At 69.8% G+C, this 15,365-nt stretch carries 13 protein-coding genes; 5 read left to right on the top strand and 8 right to left on the bottom strand.

Annotated features, from left to right (window positions below):
- Window position 1: 1 nt before the first annotated feature.
- Window positions 2–490 carry an RNA polymerase-binding transcription factor CarD gene (gene carD, locus ACFMRZ_RS20105; RefSeq protein ID WP_019931623.1) on the bottom strand — a complete coding sequence of 163 codons (489 nt, stop codon included), beginning with the start codon at window positions 488–490 and terminating at the stop codon, window positions 2–4.
- A gap of 302 nt (window positions 491–792) precedes the next feature.
- Here carD and ACFMRZ_RS20100 point away from each other — a divergent pair, with 302 nt between their 5' ends.
- The 3 genes from ACFMRZ_RS20100 (at window position 793) to disA (ending at window position 4,183) form a co-directional block, all read left to right on the top strand.
- On the top strand, window positions 793–1,539 hold the full coding sequence (locus ACFMRZ_RS20100) for a hypothetical protein (protein ID WP_400180329.1): 747 nt from the start codon (window positions 793–795) through the stop codon (window positions 1,537–1,539).
- Window positions 1,540–1,607: 68 nt separating this feature from the next.
- The gene (gene radA, locus ACFMRZ_RS20095) at window positions 1,608–3,002 is read left to right on the top strand and encodes a DNA repair protein RadA (protein WP_400180328.1); all 1,395 of its coding nucleotides are present in this window, start codon (window positions 1,608–1,610) and stop codon (window positions 3,000–3,002) included.
- A 95-nt stretch (window positions 3,003–3,097) separates the two neighbouring features.
- The gene (gene disA, locus ACFMRZ_RS20090; protein WP_400182918.1) at window positions 3,098–4,183 is read left to right on the top strand and encodes a DNA integrity scanning diadenylate cyclase DisA; all 1,086 of its coding nucleotides are present in this window, start codon (window positions 3,098–3,100) and stop codon (window positions 4,181–4,183) included.
- Between the two features lie 3 nt (window positions 4,184–4,186).
- On the opposite strand, the gene ACFMRZ_RS20085 is transcribed toward disA, so the two are convergent.
- Window positions 4,187–4,843, bottom strand: coding sequence for a DUF4232 domain-containing protein (locus tag ACFMRZ_RS20085; RefSeq protein ID WP_280270943.1), 657 nt, complete (start codon window positions 4,841–4,843; stop codon window positions 4,187–4,189).
- 58 nt (window positions 4,844–4,901) lie between these two features.
- A complete protein-coding gene (locus ACFMRZ_RS20080) occupies window positions 4,902–5,525 on the bottom strand; it encodes a carbonic anhydrase (protein ID WP_400180327.1) in 624 nt (207 codons plus the stop codon).
- Window positions 5,526–5,671: 146 nt separating this feature from the next.
- Between ACFMRZ_RS20080 and ACFMRZ_RS20075 the strand changes: the two genes are divergently transcribed.
- Window positions 5,672–6,547: an A/G-specific adenine glycosylase gene (locus ACFMRZ_RS20075; protein ID WP_400180326.1), complete on the top strand. Its 876-nt coding sequence runs from the start codon at window positions 5,672–5,674 to the stop codon at window positions 6,545–6,547.
- Between the two features lie 56 nt (window positions 6,548–6,603).
- Here the strand turns inward: ACFMRZ_RS20075 and ACFMRZ_RS20070 are convergent, their stop codons facing one another.
- The 5 genes from ACFMRZ_RS20070 to kstR form a co-directional block, all read right to left on the bottom strand.
- Window positions 6,604–7,488, bottom strand: coding sequence for a metal ABC transporter permease (locus ACFMRZ_RS20070; RefSeq protein WP_400180325.1), 885 nt, complete (start codon window positions 7,486–7,488; stop codon window positions 6,604–6,606).
- Window positions 7,485–8,516: a metal ABC transporter ATP-binding protein gene (locus ACFMRZ_RS20065; RefSeq protein ID WP_400180324.1), complete on the bottom strand. Its 1,032-nt coding sequence runs from the start codon at window positions 8,514–8,516 to the stop codon at window positions 7,485–7,487. The genes ACFMRZ_RS20070 and ACFMRZ_RS20065 overlap by 4 nt, the downstream gene beginning before the upstream one ends.
- A 14-nt stretch (window positions 8,517–8,530) precedes the next feature.
- Window positions 8,531–9,388, bottom strand: coding sequence for a metal ABC transporter solute-binding protein, Zn/Mn family (locus ACFMRZ_RS20060; protein WP_280366379.1), 858 nt, complete (start codon window positions 9,386–9,388; stop codon window positions 8,531–8,533).
- A 203-nt stretch (window positions 9,389–9,591) separates the two neighbouring features.
- A complete protein-coding gene (gene otsB / locus ACFMRZ_RS20055) occupies window positions 9,592–12,165 on the bottom strand; it encodes a trehalose-phosphatase (protein ID WP_280270948.1) in 2,574 nt (857 codons plus the stop codon).
- Between the two features lie 180 nt (window positions 12,166–12,345).
- Window positions 12,346–13,011, bottom strand: a complete 666-nt coding sequence (kstR, locus tag ACFMRZ_RS20050) for a cholesterol catabolism transcriptional regulator KstR (protein WP_280270949.1) — start codon at window positions 13,009–13,011, stop codon at window positions 12,346–12,348.
- A gap of 144 nt (window positions 13,012–13,155) precedes the next feature.
- Between kstR and ACFMRZ_RS20045 the strand changes: the two genes are divergently transcribed.
- Complete coding sequence (locus ACFMRZ_RS20045; RefSeq protein ID WP_400180323.1) at window positions 13,156–15,357, top strand: acyl-CoA dehydrogenase; 2,202 nt, start codon at window positions 13,156–13,158, stop codon at window positions 15,355–15,357.
- Window positions 15,358–15,365: the final 8 nt, after the last annotated feature.

Here is a 15,365-nt window from a genome sequence, read left to right as displayed (position 1 = left end):
GTCAGGAAGCCGCGGCGAGAACCTCGTCGAGAAGGGTCTCGGCCTTGACATCGTCGGTGCCCTCGGCGAGGGCGAGTTCACCGACGAGGATCTGACGGGCCTTGGCCAGCATGCGCTTCTCGCCCGCGGACAGACCGCGGTCCTGTTCCCGACGCCACAGGTCGCGCACGACCTCGGCCACCTTGTTCACATCGCCGGAGGCGAGCTTCTCCAGGTTGGCCTTGTAGCGGCGGGACCAGTTCGTCGGCTCCTCGGTATGCGGCGCGCGCAGTACCTGGAAGACTCGATCGAGACCCTCCTGGCCGACGACGTCCCGGACGCCGACGTACTCCGCGTTCTCCGCGGGAACCCGAACGGTGAGATCGCCTTGTGCGACCTTCAGGACCAGATACTCTTTCTGCACACCCTTGATGGTGCGGGTCTCGATAGCTTCGATCAGCGCCGCTCCGTGGTGGGGGTAAACGACGGTGTCTCCGACCTTAAAAATCATGTGTCCCGTGCCCCTTTCGATGTTCACAGTTTAACATGCGACTCGATAACGGCGCGATCAACGACGCAGGTCAGGGCCACAACAGGGGAGCGCTGGGGGTTGACAGAACGGCACCTGTGTGCATCCTGTTGTGCCAGAACGGCTTCCGTGCGTCGGCGTGATCGTCGGGCCGGCGACTTCCCGTCGCGCGCGCCCGAGTGTCGAAGCGTAGAGGCGAGACACGGGACACCTGCACGCGACTACTACGCTGCCTACTACTACTCTCCATCGTGGAGTGAGCCGGTCGACATGGAGGACAACCCGTGACTGCCCTGAATGCCACCACCGCGTCGAAGGCGCCCCGGCGCGTCCTGCGTAAGGCGCCGCGGCGCGCCGTCGCCGTCGCGGCCCTCGCCGCGGGCGCGGCCCTCGCGCTCTCGGGCTGCAGTGCGGGCCAGATCTCGCAGACCGCCTCGCAGGTCGCGGCCGTCAACGGCAACAGCGCCAATGTGGGCAAGGTCGCGCTGCGCGACGTGCGCATCCTGCTGCCGCAGTCGGAGGAGTACACCAACGCCAAGGGCGGCAAGGCCGTGCTCGCGTTCAGCGCGATCAACGACGGCGCGACCAAGCCGGACGAACTCGCCAGCATCACCACCGACCTGGGCCAGGTGAAGATCACCCCGGCCAACCCGCAGTTGGCGTATCAGCAGACCCTGGTCGCCGGAAAGCGGAGCGAGGCACACGCGTCCGCGCCCACCAGCTCGGCCGCCGCGAGCAGCACGGCCGCGAGCGCCGCGCCCACGACCACCGGTTCCGCCGCAGCCCATCAGGCCGAGGGCCTCGGCGCCGCGGAGCACCCGGCCGAGCCCGCCGCACCGATTCTGGTCGAGATCACCGGCCTGACCCGCGACATCACCCCGGGCCTGACCTACCAGGTGACGTTCAACTTCAAGGAGAACGGCACCGTCCAGGTTCCGGTCCCGGTCGACGCCGGTCCGGACACCGCGCGCAAGGAAGGCGCGCCGGCGGCGGCCGAGGGCGAGCACGGTGAGCACAAGGGCGGGCACTGAGCCGTGCCGCCCGCGGCGCCCCCGCGTCGCGAACCGTCCCTGTCGTACTCGATCCCTAGGCTGCGCTCGTGGCCAAGGTGAAGTCGCAGTATCGCTGTTCCGCGTGCGGGCACGAGGTTGCCAAATGGGTGGGGCGCTGTCCGGGTTGTGGTGAATGGGGCTCGATCGATGAGTCCGCGCCCCCGGCCGCCGCGGTAGGCGCCGCGCGCAAGGCGCTGCTGCCGTCCACCGCCGCCGCGCCGATCTCCACGATCGACTCGCAGGTGACGCAGGCCCGGTCGACCGGCGTCAGCGAACTGGACCGGGTGCTCGGCGGCGGCATCGTGCCGGGCTCGGTGGTACTGCTGTCCGGCGAGCCGGGAGTGGGCAAGTCCACACTGCTGCTCGAGGTCGCCCATCGCTGGGCGCGGCAGCGCGACGAACGGTCGCTGTACGTGACGGCCGAGGAGTCGGCGGGCCAGGTGAAGCTGCGCGCCGACCGGACCGACGCGGTGCACGAGCGGGTCTATCTCGCCGCCGAATCCGATCTGGCCACCATCCTCGGCCATGTCGAACAGGTGCGCCCGAGCCTGCTGGTGGTGGACTCGGTGCAGACCATGCTGGCCGCCGATGCCGACGGCGTGATCGGCGGCGTCACCCAGGTGCGCGCGGTCACGTCGGCGCTGACCTCGCTGGCCAAGGCGAGCGGTATCGCGGTGCTGCTGGTCGGCCACGTCACCAAGGACGGCACTGTGGCCGGGCCGCGCACCCTGGAACATCTGGTGGACGTGGTGCTGCAGTTCGAGGGCGACAAGCATTCGACGCTGCGCATGGTGCGGGGGATCAAGAACCGTTTCGGCAGTGCCGACGAGGTGGGCTGCTTCGAACTGCACGACGACGGAATCGCCTGCGTCACAGATCCTTCCGGGCTGTTCCTGCACCATCGCACCGATCGGGTGCCCGGCACCGCGATCACCGTCGCGATGGACGGCAAGCGGCCGCTGCTGGGCGAGGTGCAGGGGCTCACCGTGTCCACCCAGATGCCCGCGCCGCGGCGGGCGGTCAGCGGGCTGGACTACAACCGGGTGTCGATGGTGCTCGCGGTGCTGCAGAGCCGGTGCCACGTGTATCTCGGCAAGCACGACGTCTACGCGGCGACGGTCGGCGGTATGCGGCTGAGCGAGCCGGCCGCCGATCTGGCGATCGCGCTGGCTCTCACCAGTGCCGAGCGTGATGTGGCGCTGCCGGCCGGGATGGTGATCCTGGGCGAGGTCGGCTTGGCCGGGGAGGTGCGGCGCGTCACCGGGCTGGGGCGTCGACTCGCCGAGGCGGAACGGCTAGGTTTCACGGAGGCGCTGGTGCCGCCGGGGGTGGATCTCTCCGGTATCACCATGAAGGTGCACGAGGTGACGAATATTCGTGCGGCCGTTGCCAGGGGTGGTTTGTCGAATCGAAGTCGCAAAAACGCGGAGGCTGCCGAATGAACGCGGGTCACTGGGTCACCAACCTGCTCGGTAGGACGACAATGGGGATTTCCGGCACTGAAACGCTTGCGCCGCAACCAGGCTCACCGAGCGAGCTGAGCGCTCGACTCGAGCCGACACCGAAACCCGAAGCGGTGCAATCGGATACGATCGCCCGCCTCATCCCGGGCACCCTGCTACGGGACGGCATAGATCGAATCCTGTTGGCGCGCACCGGTGCTCTGGTCGTACTCGGCTACGACGATGCGGTCGAACGGGTCTGCGACGGCGGCTTCGAACTGGACGTCGAGTTCTCCCCGACCCGGTTGCGCGAACTGTCGAAAATGGATGGGGCCGTGGTGCTTTCGACCGACGGCACCCGTATCCGGCGGGCGAACGTGCACCTGGTCCCCGACCCGACGCTGCCGACGGTGGAATCGGGCACCAGGCACAAGGCCGGCGAGCGCACGGCCGCGCACACCGGTTGTCCGGTGGTGTCGGTGAGCCGGTCGACCGGCATCGTGACGGTGTACACCCGGGGCGGACGGCATCTGATCCAGCCGTCGGAGACCATCCTGTCCCGCGCCAACCAGGCGATGGCGACGCTCGAGCGCTACCGGTCCCGGCTGGACGAGCTGACCAGGCAGCTGTCGCTGGTGGAGCTGGAGGACTACACCACGCTGCGCGATGTGCTGACCGTCGTGCACTGCCTGGAACTGATCCGGCGCATCGCCCGCGAGATCGATTCCGATGTGCGCGAACTCGGGGTCGACGGCCGCCAGTTGGCATTGCAACTGGCCGAGGTGGTCGGCAATACCGACACGCTGCGACGGTTGCTGGTGCGCGACTACCTGCGGGCCGATCCCGGGGACGCCGAGGCGCTGGAACGCGCCCTGACCCGGCTGTCCGAACTGCTCGAGGTGGAACTGCTGGAACTGGCGAATCTGGCCGCGCCGCTGGGCTTCTCGACCGAGATCGAGGCCCTCGACAGCGGGGTCAGCCCACGCGGCTACCGGCTGCTCGCCGAACTCCCGCGGGTCTCGCCGCACGCGGTGGAGCCGCTGGTGGCGGCGTTCGATTCGCTGCCGGGCCTGCTGGCCGCGACCATCGCCGAACTCGCCGCCGTGGCGGGTGTCGACGTCGCGCTGGCCCGGCAGGTCCGTGAGGGACTGTCCCGGCTGGCCGAATCCGGCAGCGTGTAGGCCTCAGCCGATATTGAAGGTCTCCGGCGTGCTGTGCACCGAACCCAGCTGAGCGACCACGGCGTACCCGCCCGTCGGCACCCGCACCCGCTCGCCCGCGCAGCCCGGCTGCGAGGTGGTCCCGGACCAGGTGAGCGTGAACGCCGCCTGCTCACCGCCTTTCAGCGCCCGGACCTCGGCGGGACCACCCTGGTCGCAGTCGGTGCTGGACCACATCCGGCGCTGTCCGTCCAGCGACTGCACCGTCACTTGCTGCAGTCCGGATCCCATGTCGCGCTGGCAGGGAGTGGTGGAGATATTGGTGACGACGATGCCGAAGACCGGCTGTTCACCGGTCTTGTACTCGGGCTGGGCCACGGTCACCTTCACCGCCAGCGACTGGTCCGGGCAGGAGATCGGCGAACCGCTGGCGGTGGCGTTGGTCGTGGCGGTCGACGGTGACGCGCTGGACTCGGCCGCGCCGCTCGAGGTCGTGGCGGGCGCACTCGTGACCGACGAACTCGCCGCGACGGGGGTGGCGGCCTTGTCGTCGCCACCACCGCGCAGCAGCATGATCGCCAGCCAGATCACCAGCGCGAGGACTACGACCAGGGCCGCGATAGCGAGTAAGCGGCGGCGCCAGTAGATCTCCGGCGGCAGCGGTCCATTCGGTTCCAGCACGCAACAACGGTAAGCGCACGGTCGGGCACGCCCCGTTCAGCGGCACGGCGTGTCGGTCTCAGGCCACCTCGCCGATATTGCCCACGGCACGGTGCAGCTTGGCCTTGCCGTCCTGCAGTTTGTAGGTGACGCAGGCGATGGCGAGTTCACCGGTGGCCACCCGCTGCGAGATGGTCATCGAACGCTGCATGAGCAACTTGCTGGTTTCCACGACGTGGCGGGCCTCCAGCTCGTCCACGCCGGTCAGGCCCTCGCGGCGGCCGATGAGGATCGACGGGGTGACCTTCTCCACGACGCTGCGGATGAACCCGCCGGGGACGTTGCCGCCGTCGAGCGCGTCGATGGTCGCGCGCACCGCGCCGCAGCTGTCGTGGCCGAGCACCACGATCAGCGGCACGTCCAGCACCTCGACGCCGTATTCGATGGACCCCAGCACCGAGGAGTCCACGACGTGGCCCGCGGTGCGGACCACGAACATATCGCCGAGGCCCTGGTCGAAGATGATTTCCGCGGCCACTCGGGAATCGCCGCACCCGAACAGGATGGCCGACGGTTGCTGGCCGCTCACGAGCGTGGCCCGGCGGTCCGCTCCCTGACTAGGATGCTCCAGCGTGCCGTTGACGAACCTGTCGTTGCCCTCGCGAAGGGACTTCCAGGCACTGATCGGGTTGGTATGAGGCATGTGTCCTATTTTCCACAGCGGAACGGCTACCGGCGAGTCCGTGAAGTTACAACGTGGCAAATATGGCCCTGCGGCTCCGGACAGGCCGTGGTGAGAGTGCAACACCGGACGCCGGACGGTCCGGGGATCGAAGGGAACGTGCGCGCGTGAGCATCGACAGCGATGCCCTCATCGACTGGTACGGCGAGACGGCGCGGGATCTGCCGTGGCGACGCCCCGGCGTGACCGCCTGGCAGATCCTGATGAGCGAGATCATGCTGCAGCAGACGCCCGTGGTGCGGGTGGAACCGGTGTGGCGGGAGTGGGTCGCGCGCTGGCCGGTGCCGTCTGCGATGGCCGCCGCCTCGCAGGGGGAGGTGCTGCGCGCGTGGGGCAAGCTCGGGTACCCGCGGCGGGCGCTGCGGCTGCACGAGTGCGCGCGGGTGCTGGCCGCCGAGCACGGCGACGAGGTGCCCGACGACGTGGAGGTGCTGCTGGGGTTGCCGGGCATCGGGGCGTACACCGCGCGCGCGGTGGCCTGCTTCGCGTACGGTCAGCGGGTTCCGGTGGTGGACACCAACGTTCGGCGCGTGGTGGCCCGCGCGGTGCACGGCCGGGCGGAGGCGGGCAATCCCGCCGCCCGCGACCTGGCCGACACCGAGGTCCTGCTGCCCGCGCACATCGGCCGCGCCGCGCGGTTCTCGGCCGCCCTGATGGAACTCGGCGCGACGGTGTGCACGGCCCGCAACCCCGACTGCTCCCGCTGCCCGCTGCCCACCTGTGCCTGGGTCACCGCCGGGCGTCCGGCCTCCGACGTGGTGCGCCGCACCCAGAAGTACGACGGCACCGATCGTCAGGCCCGCGGTCGCCTGCTCGACGTCCTGCGCGCCGCCCCCGGCCCGGTCGAACGGGTGGCCCTAGACCTCGCCTGGACCCGCGACCCCGGCCAGCGCGACCGCGCCCTGGACTCCCTACTCGTCGACGGCCTGATCGAGCAGACCCGCGACGGATTGTTCGCCCTGGCGGGGGAAGGCGGCCGCTAGTCCGTCGTCCAAGTGGGTCGCGAGGGTAATACTTCTGCCGGGATGACGGGACTTCTTCACGCGGGCACGGGTACCGGGGTCGGACGGCGGGTGCGGGTGCGGGCGCCGATGAGGCGGCAGATCAGGTAGATCGCGAACGAGATGGCGGTCACGAAGGTGGAGACGGGGACGCCGGGGGCCAGCGAGAGCAGAATGCCGCCGACGGCCGAGATCTCGGCGAAGACGATGGCCAGGACCGTGGCGCGAACGGGGCTGGCGGTCACCCGCGCCGCCGCCGCGGCGGGCGTGATCAACAGCGAAAGCACCAGCAGCGCACCGACGATCTGCACCCCGAACGCGGCCGTGATGCCCAGCAGCACCGCGAACACCACCGACAGCGCCCGCACCGGAACACCGCGGGCCATCGCGACCTCCGGGTCGGTGCTGGCGAACAACAGCGGCCGATAGACGAAGGCCAGCACCGCGAGCACCGCCGCCGAGCACACCGCGAGCGTGGTCAGTCCGCCGTTGCCCACGCTGACCACCTGCCCGGTGAGCAGCGAGAACTTCGACCCGGCCCGGCTGGGACCGAGCCACAGGAACAGCACCGACAGCCCCAGCCCGAACGACAGCACCACCGCGATCACCGAATCGCGTTCGCGCGCTTTGGAACCCAGCAGGCCGAACAGCACCGCCGCCACCACCGACCCGGCGATGGCGCCCGCGCCCACGCCGATGCCCGCCAGCAGCGCGGCCGCCGCGCCGGTCAGCGACAGCTCGCTGGTGCCGTGCACCGCGAACGACATCTGCCGGCTCACGATCAACGGTCCGATGGCGCCCGCGAGCAACCCGAGCAGGGCCGCCGCCAGCACCGCCTGCTGCACGAAGTCGTAGGACAGCAGGTTCGCGGTGGTGTGGAAGTCGAACATCTTCGAGAAGACGTCGGAGAGCTTGTCGATCATGAGCGGGCCTCGTCGGCGTGGCAATGGCCGCCCGCGACGCCCAGCGCGTCCATGGTGTCGCCGGTGCCGACGACCACCAGGCGGCCGCGCACCCGCAGCACGTCCACCTCGGTGCGGTACAGCTCCGACAACACCTCGGAGGTCATCACCTCGTCCGGCGTGCCGATCCGGAACTTGCCGTCGACCAGGTACAGCACCCGATCCACCAAGGGGAGAATCGGATTGATCTCATGGGTCACGAAAAGCACGGCGGTGTCGTGCGCGCGGCGGCGCGCGTCGATGAGTTCGGACACCAGCCGCTGGTTCGCCAGATCGAGGCTCAGCAGCGGCTCGTCGCACAGCAGCACCCGCGGATCGCCCACGAGCGCCTGCGCCACCCGCAGCCGCTGCTGCTCACCGCCGGACAGCGACTCCAGCGGCGCGTGCGCGTAATGCTCGGCCCCGACCTGCGCGACGGCGTCGGCGACCTTGCGCCGCCGCTCCTTGCGCCCGCGGAAACCCAGACCCCAGCGATGCCCGTCGACCCCCAGCCCGACCAGGTCGACGCCGCGCAACTGCACTCCGGCGTCGATCGTCTTCTGCTGCGGGATGTATCCGATATGCGGATTGCCCACTCGCGCAGGCGAACCCGCGACCTCCACCGCACCCGCGCTGGGCGCCAGCTGGCCGAGCAACATCCGCAACAGCGAGGTCTTGCCCGACCCGTTCGGCCCCAGCACGGCGACGAACTCGCCTGGCGCGACCTCGAGATCCAGCCCTTCCCACAGCGTCCGCTCCCCGAACGCCAGCCGCGCCCCCCGCAACCGCACCGCCGCACTCGAGGCGCTCACCGGTTCGGACTCGGTGCGAGACGGTGCCGGGGGCGTGGCGGTGTCGTGGGTCGCCGAGCCGGAACCGTTGCCGGTGCCGTTCGGCGCCCGGCCGCTGTGGTGGTCGCCGAGTAGCACTGTGGCGGGCCTTTCCTGGTCGCTACCCCCCACCGTTTCGGTGGGTGCAACCGTTTCGCCGAGCCGGACCTTCCCCGCCATCGGAACTCCCGTCGTCAGCCCAGCGCCTTGGCCAGCGCCTGCGCGTTCGCCGTCTGCCACTGCACGTAGTCGGTGCCCGCGGGCAGGGTTTCGGTCACCTCCACCACCGGCACCCCGGCGGCCTTCGCGGTCGCGGCGATGTCCTTGGTGGTCTTGTCCTCGGTCTGCACGTTGTAGAGCAGGGCCCGGACCTGCTTGGCGGTCAACAGGTCCCGCACGGCGGCCACGTCGGCGGGCGCCGGGTCGGTGCCCTGCTCGACGGCCTCCTCGAAGGCGTGCGGGGTGCGGTCGTCGGCGCCGGCGGCCTGCAGCAGGTAATGCGCCAGCGGCTCGGTCTGCAACACCGGGGACTTCGGGTGCTCGGTCGCGATCTTCGCGGTGACGGCGCTGATCTCCTTCAGCTTGCCGCGGAAGGCCTCGGCGCGTTCGGTGTAGGCCTGCGCGTGCTCCTGGTCGGCCGCGCCCAGTTCGGAGGCGATCTTCGCGGCCACGGCGTCGACGGTGTTCACGTCGTACCAGACGTGTTCGTTCTCGTCGGTCCCGGACTTCAGCTCGAAGGCGTTGATCGTCGGTTTGCCGCGGCCTTCCGCGGCCTTCTCGGCGAACTCGTCGTAGTCGCCGCCGTTGACGATCACCAGCGCGGCGTCGCGGATGTCGGCGGCGTCGGTGGGCGAGGTCTGGTATTCGTGCGGGTCCTCGGTCGGGCTGTCGATGATGGACTTGACCTCGACGTCGGGCCCGGCGATCGCGGCGGCGATGCTGCCCCAGACGTCGGTGGAAGCCACGACGGTGAGCTTGTCGGAATCGTTGCTCGAATTACCGCAGGCGGTGAGGCCGGCCGCGGCCGCGACCCCCATCGCGACGGCAGCCATTCGGACGGCGAAACTTCTGGTCACGCGGGGGTACTCCTACACGCACTTAACGGAAACGATTTCCATTAAATGTAGCGTACGTGTCCATAGCCGAAGGTATCGATTTGCCGGATCGACGCTGTGAGAACGAACACGAGCGTCCCGCGTGGAACGGCCCGCCTCGGCATGAGGCGGGCCGTTCGGTCGGCTGCGAATACCGAGCCCTACTGCGCCAGGGCGACCACCGGCTGGCTCAGCAACTGGGCGCAGCGCAGCAAACCCAGATGACTGTAGGCCTGCGGATGATTGCCCAGCGACCGCTCCGCCACCGGGTCGTACTCCTCGCTCAGCAGGCCCGTGGGCCCGGCCACGTCCACCAGCTGCGCGAACAGCGCCTCGGCGTCGGAACGCTTGCCGATCAGCAGGTACGCCTCCACCAGCCAGGCCGCGCAGAGGTGGAACCCGCCCTCGCCGCCGGGCAGCCCGTCGTCGTGGTGGTAGCGGTAGACCGTCGAACCGCTGCGCAGTTCCGCCTCGGTCGCCACCACGGTCGCGGCGAACCGCGGATCCGACGGCTCGATCAGTCCGCTCAGGCCGATGTGCAGTGTCGCCGCGTCCAGATCGGTGCCGTCGTAGGCCGCGGTGTAGGACTGCACCTCGTCGTTCCAGCCCTTGGTCTTGACCTCGTCGGCGATGGTGTCGCGCAGCTCCAGCCAGGCCGGGTCGACCATGCGGTGGAACTTCTCGGCCAGTCGCAGCGCCCGGTCGACGGTCAGCCAGCCCATCACCTTGGAGTACACGTGGTGGCGGGGGTTGCCGCGGATCTCCCAGATGCCGTGGTCGGGTTCGCGCCAGCGCCGCTGCACCGCGGAAACCATGGCGTGCACCAGTTCCCAGTCGCGATCGGGCAGCGCCGCGGCCGGGTCGATGACGCCCTTGCGTTCCCGGGCGTCGGCGAGTCCGGCGATCAGGTCCACGATGGGACCGAACACGTCCAGCTGCACCTGCATGTTGGCCGCGTTACCGACCCGCACCGGGCGCGAGCCCGCGTACCCGGGCAGCGCGTCGAGCACGGCCTCCGGCGGCAGCGTCTCCCCGTACAGGGTGTACAGCGGATGCAGGCGCTCCGGCCCGGCCAGCGTCTCCAGCACCCGGTGCACCCACTCCAGGAATTCCTCGGCCTCGCCGATGGACCCCAGTGTGACCAGCGCGTGCGCCGTCATCGAGGCGTCGCGCAGCCAGCAGTAGCGGTAGTCCCAGTTGCGCACGCCGCCGATGTCCTCCGGCAGCGAGGTGGTGGCCGCGGCCAGGATCGATCCGGACGGCGCGTGCACCAGCCCGCGCAGGGTCAGGGCCGAGCGCTTCATCAGGTCGGGCTTCAGCGGCGGCAGTTCCAGTTCCTCGGACCAGTCCCGCCAGTACCGCTCGGCCTCGCGCCGCCGCTCCGGCTCGCTGACCATGGCCGGCGCGAGATCGGAGGTGCCACAGCGCATTTCCAGCACCACCGGCCCGGTCGAGGGGTCCACCACCGCGCGCGCGGTCTGGTGGATGCCCTCCTCGATGATCTCCCACTCGATGCCCGGCGACCGCAGCACGATCGGATCGTTGGTGCCGTGCACCCGCAGTCCGGCGGCCGTGCGGTCCAGATTGACCGGCACCTGGCCGAACTCCGGCCGCGGCGCGAAGGTGACGACGGCGCGGGCGTCCCCGGTGATCACCCGGGTCAGGTCGGTGCGCTCGGGCGGCACGTCGTGCGGCAGATAGTCGACGACTTGCAGACTGGCCCACCGGGTTTCGACGGTCATGGTGCCGTCGACATAGCGCTGCGACAGCGGCAGCCCCGGCCGTTCGGGCGCGATGGTGAAGTGCCCTGCGTCGGGCCCGCCCAGCAGGTGCGCGAACACGGCCGCCGAATCCGGTTCGGGGTGGCAGAACCAGGTGACCGTCCCGTCCGGCGTGACCAGGGCCTTCGCGCGGGGGCCGGCCAGCATGGTCAGCCTTTCGATTCGAGGGGCCGAAGCACCGGCCAGCCAGGTGCGCCGCTCTTCGAGCAGGAACGCCAGGGCCTTGGCCACCTCCTCGGTGCTGGCCACGCGATATCCGGCGAGGCTGGTGCCCTCGCCGACCTTGATGCCGAGATCGGGGCCGGACAGCCGCGCGAACGCCTTCTCGTCGGTGACGTCGTCACCGAAGAAGACCGCCGCCGAGGCGCCCTCCTGATGCCGGATGATGTCGAGGGCCGCGCCCTTGTCGGTCTGGATGACGGCGAGTTCGATGACCGCCTTGCCCTCGGTCACCTGGACGCCCACCCAGCTGGCCGGGCCCTGCCGGGCCTGCTGCAACGCGCGCCGGCCCACCTCGGGGGCGGCGTTGCGAACGTGCAGCGCCACACTGGCGGGCTTGATCTCGACCGTGGCGCCCGGATTGTCCGCGGCGATGCCGGCCAGTGCGTTCTGCACTTCTTGCAGAAGCTGTTTGGCGTCGTTGTCGATGGCGTGCACGAAGCCGACGTCGAATTCCGAGCCGTGGCTACCGATCAGCTGCACCTCGACCGGGAGCCGGGACAGCGCCGCGAGATCTCGCAGTGCCCGGCCGGAGATGACGGCCGCTGTGGTAGCGGTCAGACCGGCGAGTGCGCGTAACGCGCTCACCGATTCCCGATGGGGATAGGCTTTCGCCGGGTCGGACACGATGGGCGCGATCGTCCCGTCGTAGTCCGAGGCGACAAGTAGCCGTGGCATGCGGGCTACTGCCGCCAACGCACGGCGAAGTTCCTGTGGCAGATCCTGTGCGCTCACGCATCCAACCTATAGATCGGAGGAGAAATTTCAGGGCGCGGGAAACTTTACTGGGTAGGGTTTGCCCGCCGGTTCGCGCAGTGATACGAGACGTTTACGTTCGCCTCGCCGTGCGCATTCCTGATTGTGCGGTCTCCTGCCGTACGTTAGCTGGCTTGCCACGCGCAGCGCCGGGCAAACCTAGCCGGATTCGCCACTCAGCAGCAGGTCAACGGTCAGCTCGAGGCGTTCTGTGACGTCCGTCGCGGACGCCCGGCGAGTGAGCCAGGCGACGAGATTGGACAGCCACACGTCGCTGATCACTCGCGCGATGGCGAGATCGCGATCCGAGGACTCGTCGTCGTCGTTCATCGCGCGGGCGAAGAACCGGTCCATCACCCGGCCGACGCGGTCGACCTCGGCGGCGGCGGAGGCGTCGGCGAACATGAACGCGCGCGTCATCGCCTCGGTGAGCAGCGGATCGCGCTGCATGGCGCGAGTGACCTGGGTGAGCAGCAGGTGCATGCGCTCGCGCGGCGTCTGCCCGGCCAGCGGTTTGCGCTTGTTGTCGAACTGCTCGAATTCCCGGGCCAGGGCCGACACCAGCAGGTGCACCTTGGAGGGGAAATACCGGTACAGCGTGCCCACGGCGACATCGGCGCGCTCGGCGACCGCGCGCATCTGCACCGCGTCGTAGCCGCCCTTCGAGGCCAGTGCGAGGGTGGCGTCGAGGATCCGCTTACGGCGTTCGCGCTGGGCGGAGGAGCTGAGTTCGTCCTCGCTGAGCGTGGTCACCGGTGTGGCACGCGGGCGGGTTCCGTTCCGCGCCCCCGAGTCGCCTGACTGCTCTCGGGAGGGACTGGCCATTGGTGAAAGTCCTTTCCTGGAAACGTCGTTATCGCGCCTGTGCCGTCGGTGCTGCGTGGACCGGCGGTGTCTTGACTTCCGCCCGACGAGGATATTAGAACATGTTCTAGGTGTGGGAGTCACGCCGGAGAGGCGGGAGGCAGTGTGACCATCGCCACCACTGACGAGCATAAAGCCGTTCAGGAGTCGATGCGCGGATGGGCGGCGGCCGTCCGCCCGATTGCAACAATGCGCGGCGGGACGCCTGGATATTGGCGTACGTACTGGCCGAGTCTGGTCGGGCTCGGCATCTTCCGCGTCGCGGTCGACGAGGACGCCGGGGGTGCCGGCGGTTCCGTCGGCGACCTGGCCGTGTTGGTCGAACAGGCGGCGCATGATCTGGTGGGCGGGCCGGTGTCGACGACCGCGCTCGCCGGCCTCGTTACCGGCGGCGTGCTGGACGAGGATACGCCCTGCGGTGTCGCGCTGGGTGACCCGGTTGCGGTGCCCGGCAACGGAACCGGTGAGGTCGAGCTGACCGGTGTCTGGGAGACGGTGCTGGGGGCCGCGGCGGATACGGCCGTGCTGCTGCCGATCGAGGTTCCGGCGACGGGTGCCGACGCGGGCGCGGAAGGTTCCGGCGGGCGGCGACTGTGGTGCCTCGTCGAGGCGGGAGCCGCAGGGTTGCGCGTCGAGGACCTGCCGCCGCTGGATGCGAGCACCCCGCTGGCGCGGGTGCACGGCGCGAACGTGCGGGTCGCCGCCGATCGCGTCTTCGAAACCCCTTACGCGGTAAGCGATCTCGTCGCCGCGCTGGTGGCCGCGGAGCTGGCGGGAATCGCCGGCTGGTGCCTGGAGACGGCGACCGAGTACGCCAAGGTGCGCGAGCAGTTCGGCCGGAAGATCGGTGAATTCCAGGCCGTCAAACACCTCTGTGCGTGGATGTTGTGCCGCGCCGAGCAGATTCGCGCGGTCGCCGCCGACGCCGCCGCTGCCGTGGACAACCGCAGCGACGAACTGCCGCTGGCCGCCGCGATCGCGATGTCGATAGCCCTCGACGCGGCGGTGGAGACGGCCAAGGACTGCATCCAGGTGCTCGGCGGCATCGGGTTCACCTGGGAGCACGACGCACATCTGTACCTGCGCCGGGCGGTGGCGCTGCGCCAGCTGCTCGGCGGCGGCGCGGTCTGGCGGGCCCGGGTGACCGAGCTGGTGCGTGCCGGCCGACGGCGCACGGTGGGTCTGGATCTCGGCTTCGGCGAGGACGCCGCGACCGAGAGCGCGGCCTGGGACGCGCTGGGACTGGACGCGGCCGGAGCCGCCGAGCTGGCCGCGGAGCTGGCGCGCATCGGCGCCCTGCCCGCCGAGCAACAGCGAGACGCGTTGGTGGACACCGGTTTACTGGCGCCGCACTGGCCGCCGCCGTACGGCCGCGGGGCCGGGCCGATTCTGCGCACCCTGATCGACGAGCAGGTGCGGGCCGGAATCACGGTGCCGGACATCCAGATCGGCAACTGGGCGGTGCCGACGCTGCTCCAGCACGGCACCCCGGAACAGATCGAGCGCTTCGTGCATCCGACGCAGCGCGGCGAGGTGATCTGGTGCCAGCTGTTCAGCGAGCCCGAGGCCGGATCGGACCTGGCGGCGTTGCGCACCACCGCGACTCGGGTCGAGGGTGGCTGGAAGCTGCAGGGGCAGAAGGTCTGGACCTCGCTGGCGAACGTGGCCAACTGGGCGATCTGCCTGGCCCGCACCGATGCGAGCGTGCCCAAGCATCGCGGGATCAGCTACTTCCTGGTCGACATGAGCAGCCCGGGGATCGATATCCGGCCGCTGGTGCAGATCACGGGCGAGGCGAAGTTCTCCGAGGTCTTCCTCGACGATGTATTCGTCCCCGACGACTGCCTGGTCGGCGAGCTGGGCGCGGGCTGGAAGATCGCCCGCTCCACCCTGTCCGCCGAACGAGTCGCCATGGGCGGCAGCGGAATCGGCGCGGAGCTGGAGCGGTTGATCGCCACCGCGCCGAGCGCCGGGCCGGGCGCGGAATTGATCGCCGACCGCCTCGGGGCGCTCGTCTCCGAATCGGTCGCTGGATTGTTGCTGGAAACCAGGGCCGCGCAGCGAATACTGGCCGGAATCGATCCCGGTCCGCAGAGCAGCGTGCGCAAACTGGTCGGTGTCCGCCATCGTCAGGCGGTCGCGGAATTTGCCGTCGAACTCGCGGGAGTGGCGGGTGCTCAGGAATCCGATGTGGTGAAAGAATTCCTGTTGACGCGCTGTTTGTCGATCGCGGGAGGTACCGAGCAGATCCTGCTGACCGTGGCCGGGGAACGAATTCTCGGGCTCCCGCGCGAATCGCACGGCTAAGTCCACAC

Source organism: Nocardia sp. N2S4-5, from assembly GCF_044628355.1.
Classification (GTDB): Bacteria; Actinomycetota; Actinomycetes; order Mycobacteriales; family Mycobacteriaceae; genus Nocardia; species Nocardia wallacei_B.
This window is presented reverse-complemented; position numbering and strand designations above follow the sequence as displayed.

Bases quoted from the DNA above. Each gene is read 5' to 3' on its own strand.
- ACFMRZ_RS20080 (WP_400180327.1), bottom strand. From the start codon at position 5,525: ATGCCTCATACCAACCCGATCAGTGCCTGGAAGTCCCTTCGCGAGGGC.
- ACFMRZ_RS20065 (WP_400180324.1), bottom strand. From the start codon at position 8,516: ATGGCGGGGAAGGTCCGGCTCGGCGAAACGGTTGCACCCACCGAAACG.
- carD (WP_019931623.1), bottom strand. From the start codon at position 490: ATGATTTTTAAGGTCGGAGACACCGTCGTTTACCCCCACCACGGAGCG.
- kstR (WP_280270949.1), bottom strand. From the start codon at position 13,011: ATGGCCAGTCCCTCCCGAGAGCAGTCAGGCGACTCGGGGGCGCGGAAC.
- ACFMRZ_RS20070 (WP_400180325.1), bottom strand. From the start codon at position 7,488: ATGATCGACAAGCTCTCCGACGTCTTCTCGAAGATGTTCGACTTCCAC.
- ACFMRZ_RS20060 (WP_280366379.1), bottom strand. From the start codon at position 9,388: ATGGCTGCCGTCGCGATGGGGGTCGCGGCCGCGGCCGGCCTCACCGCC.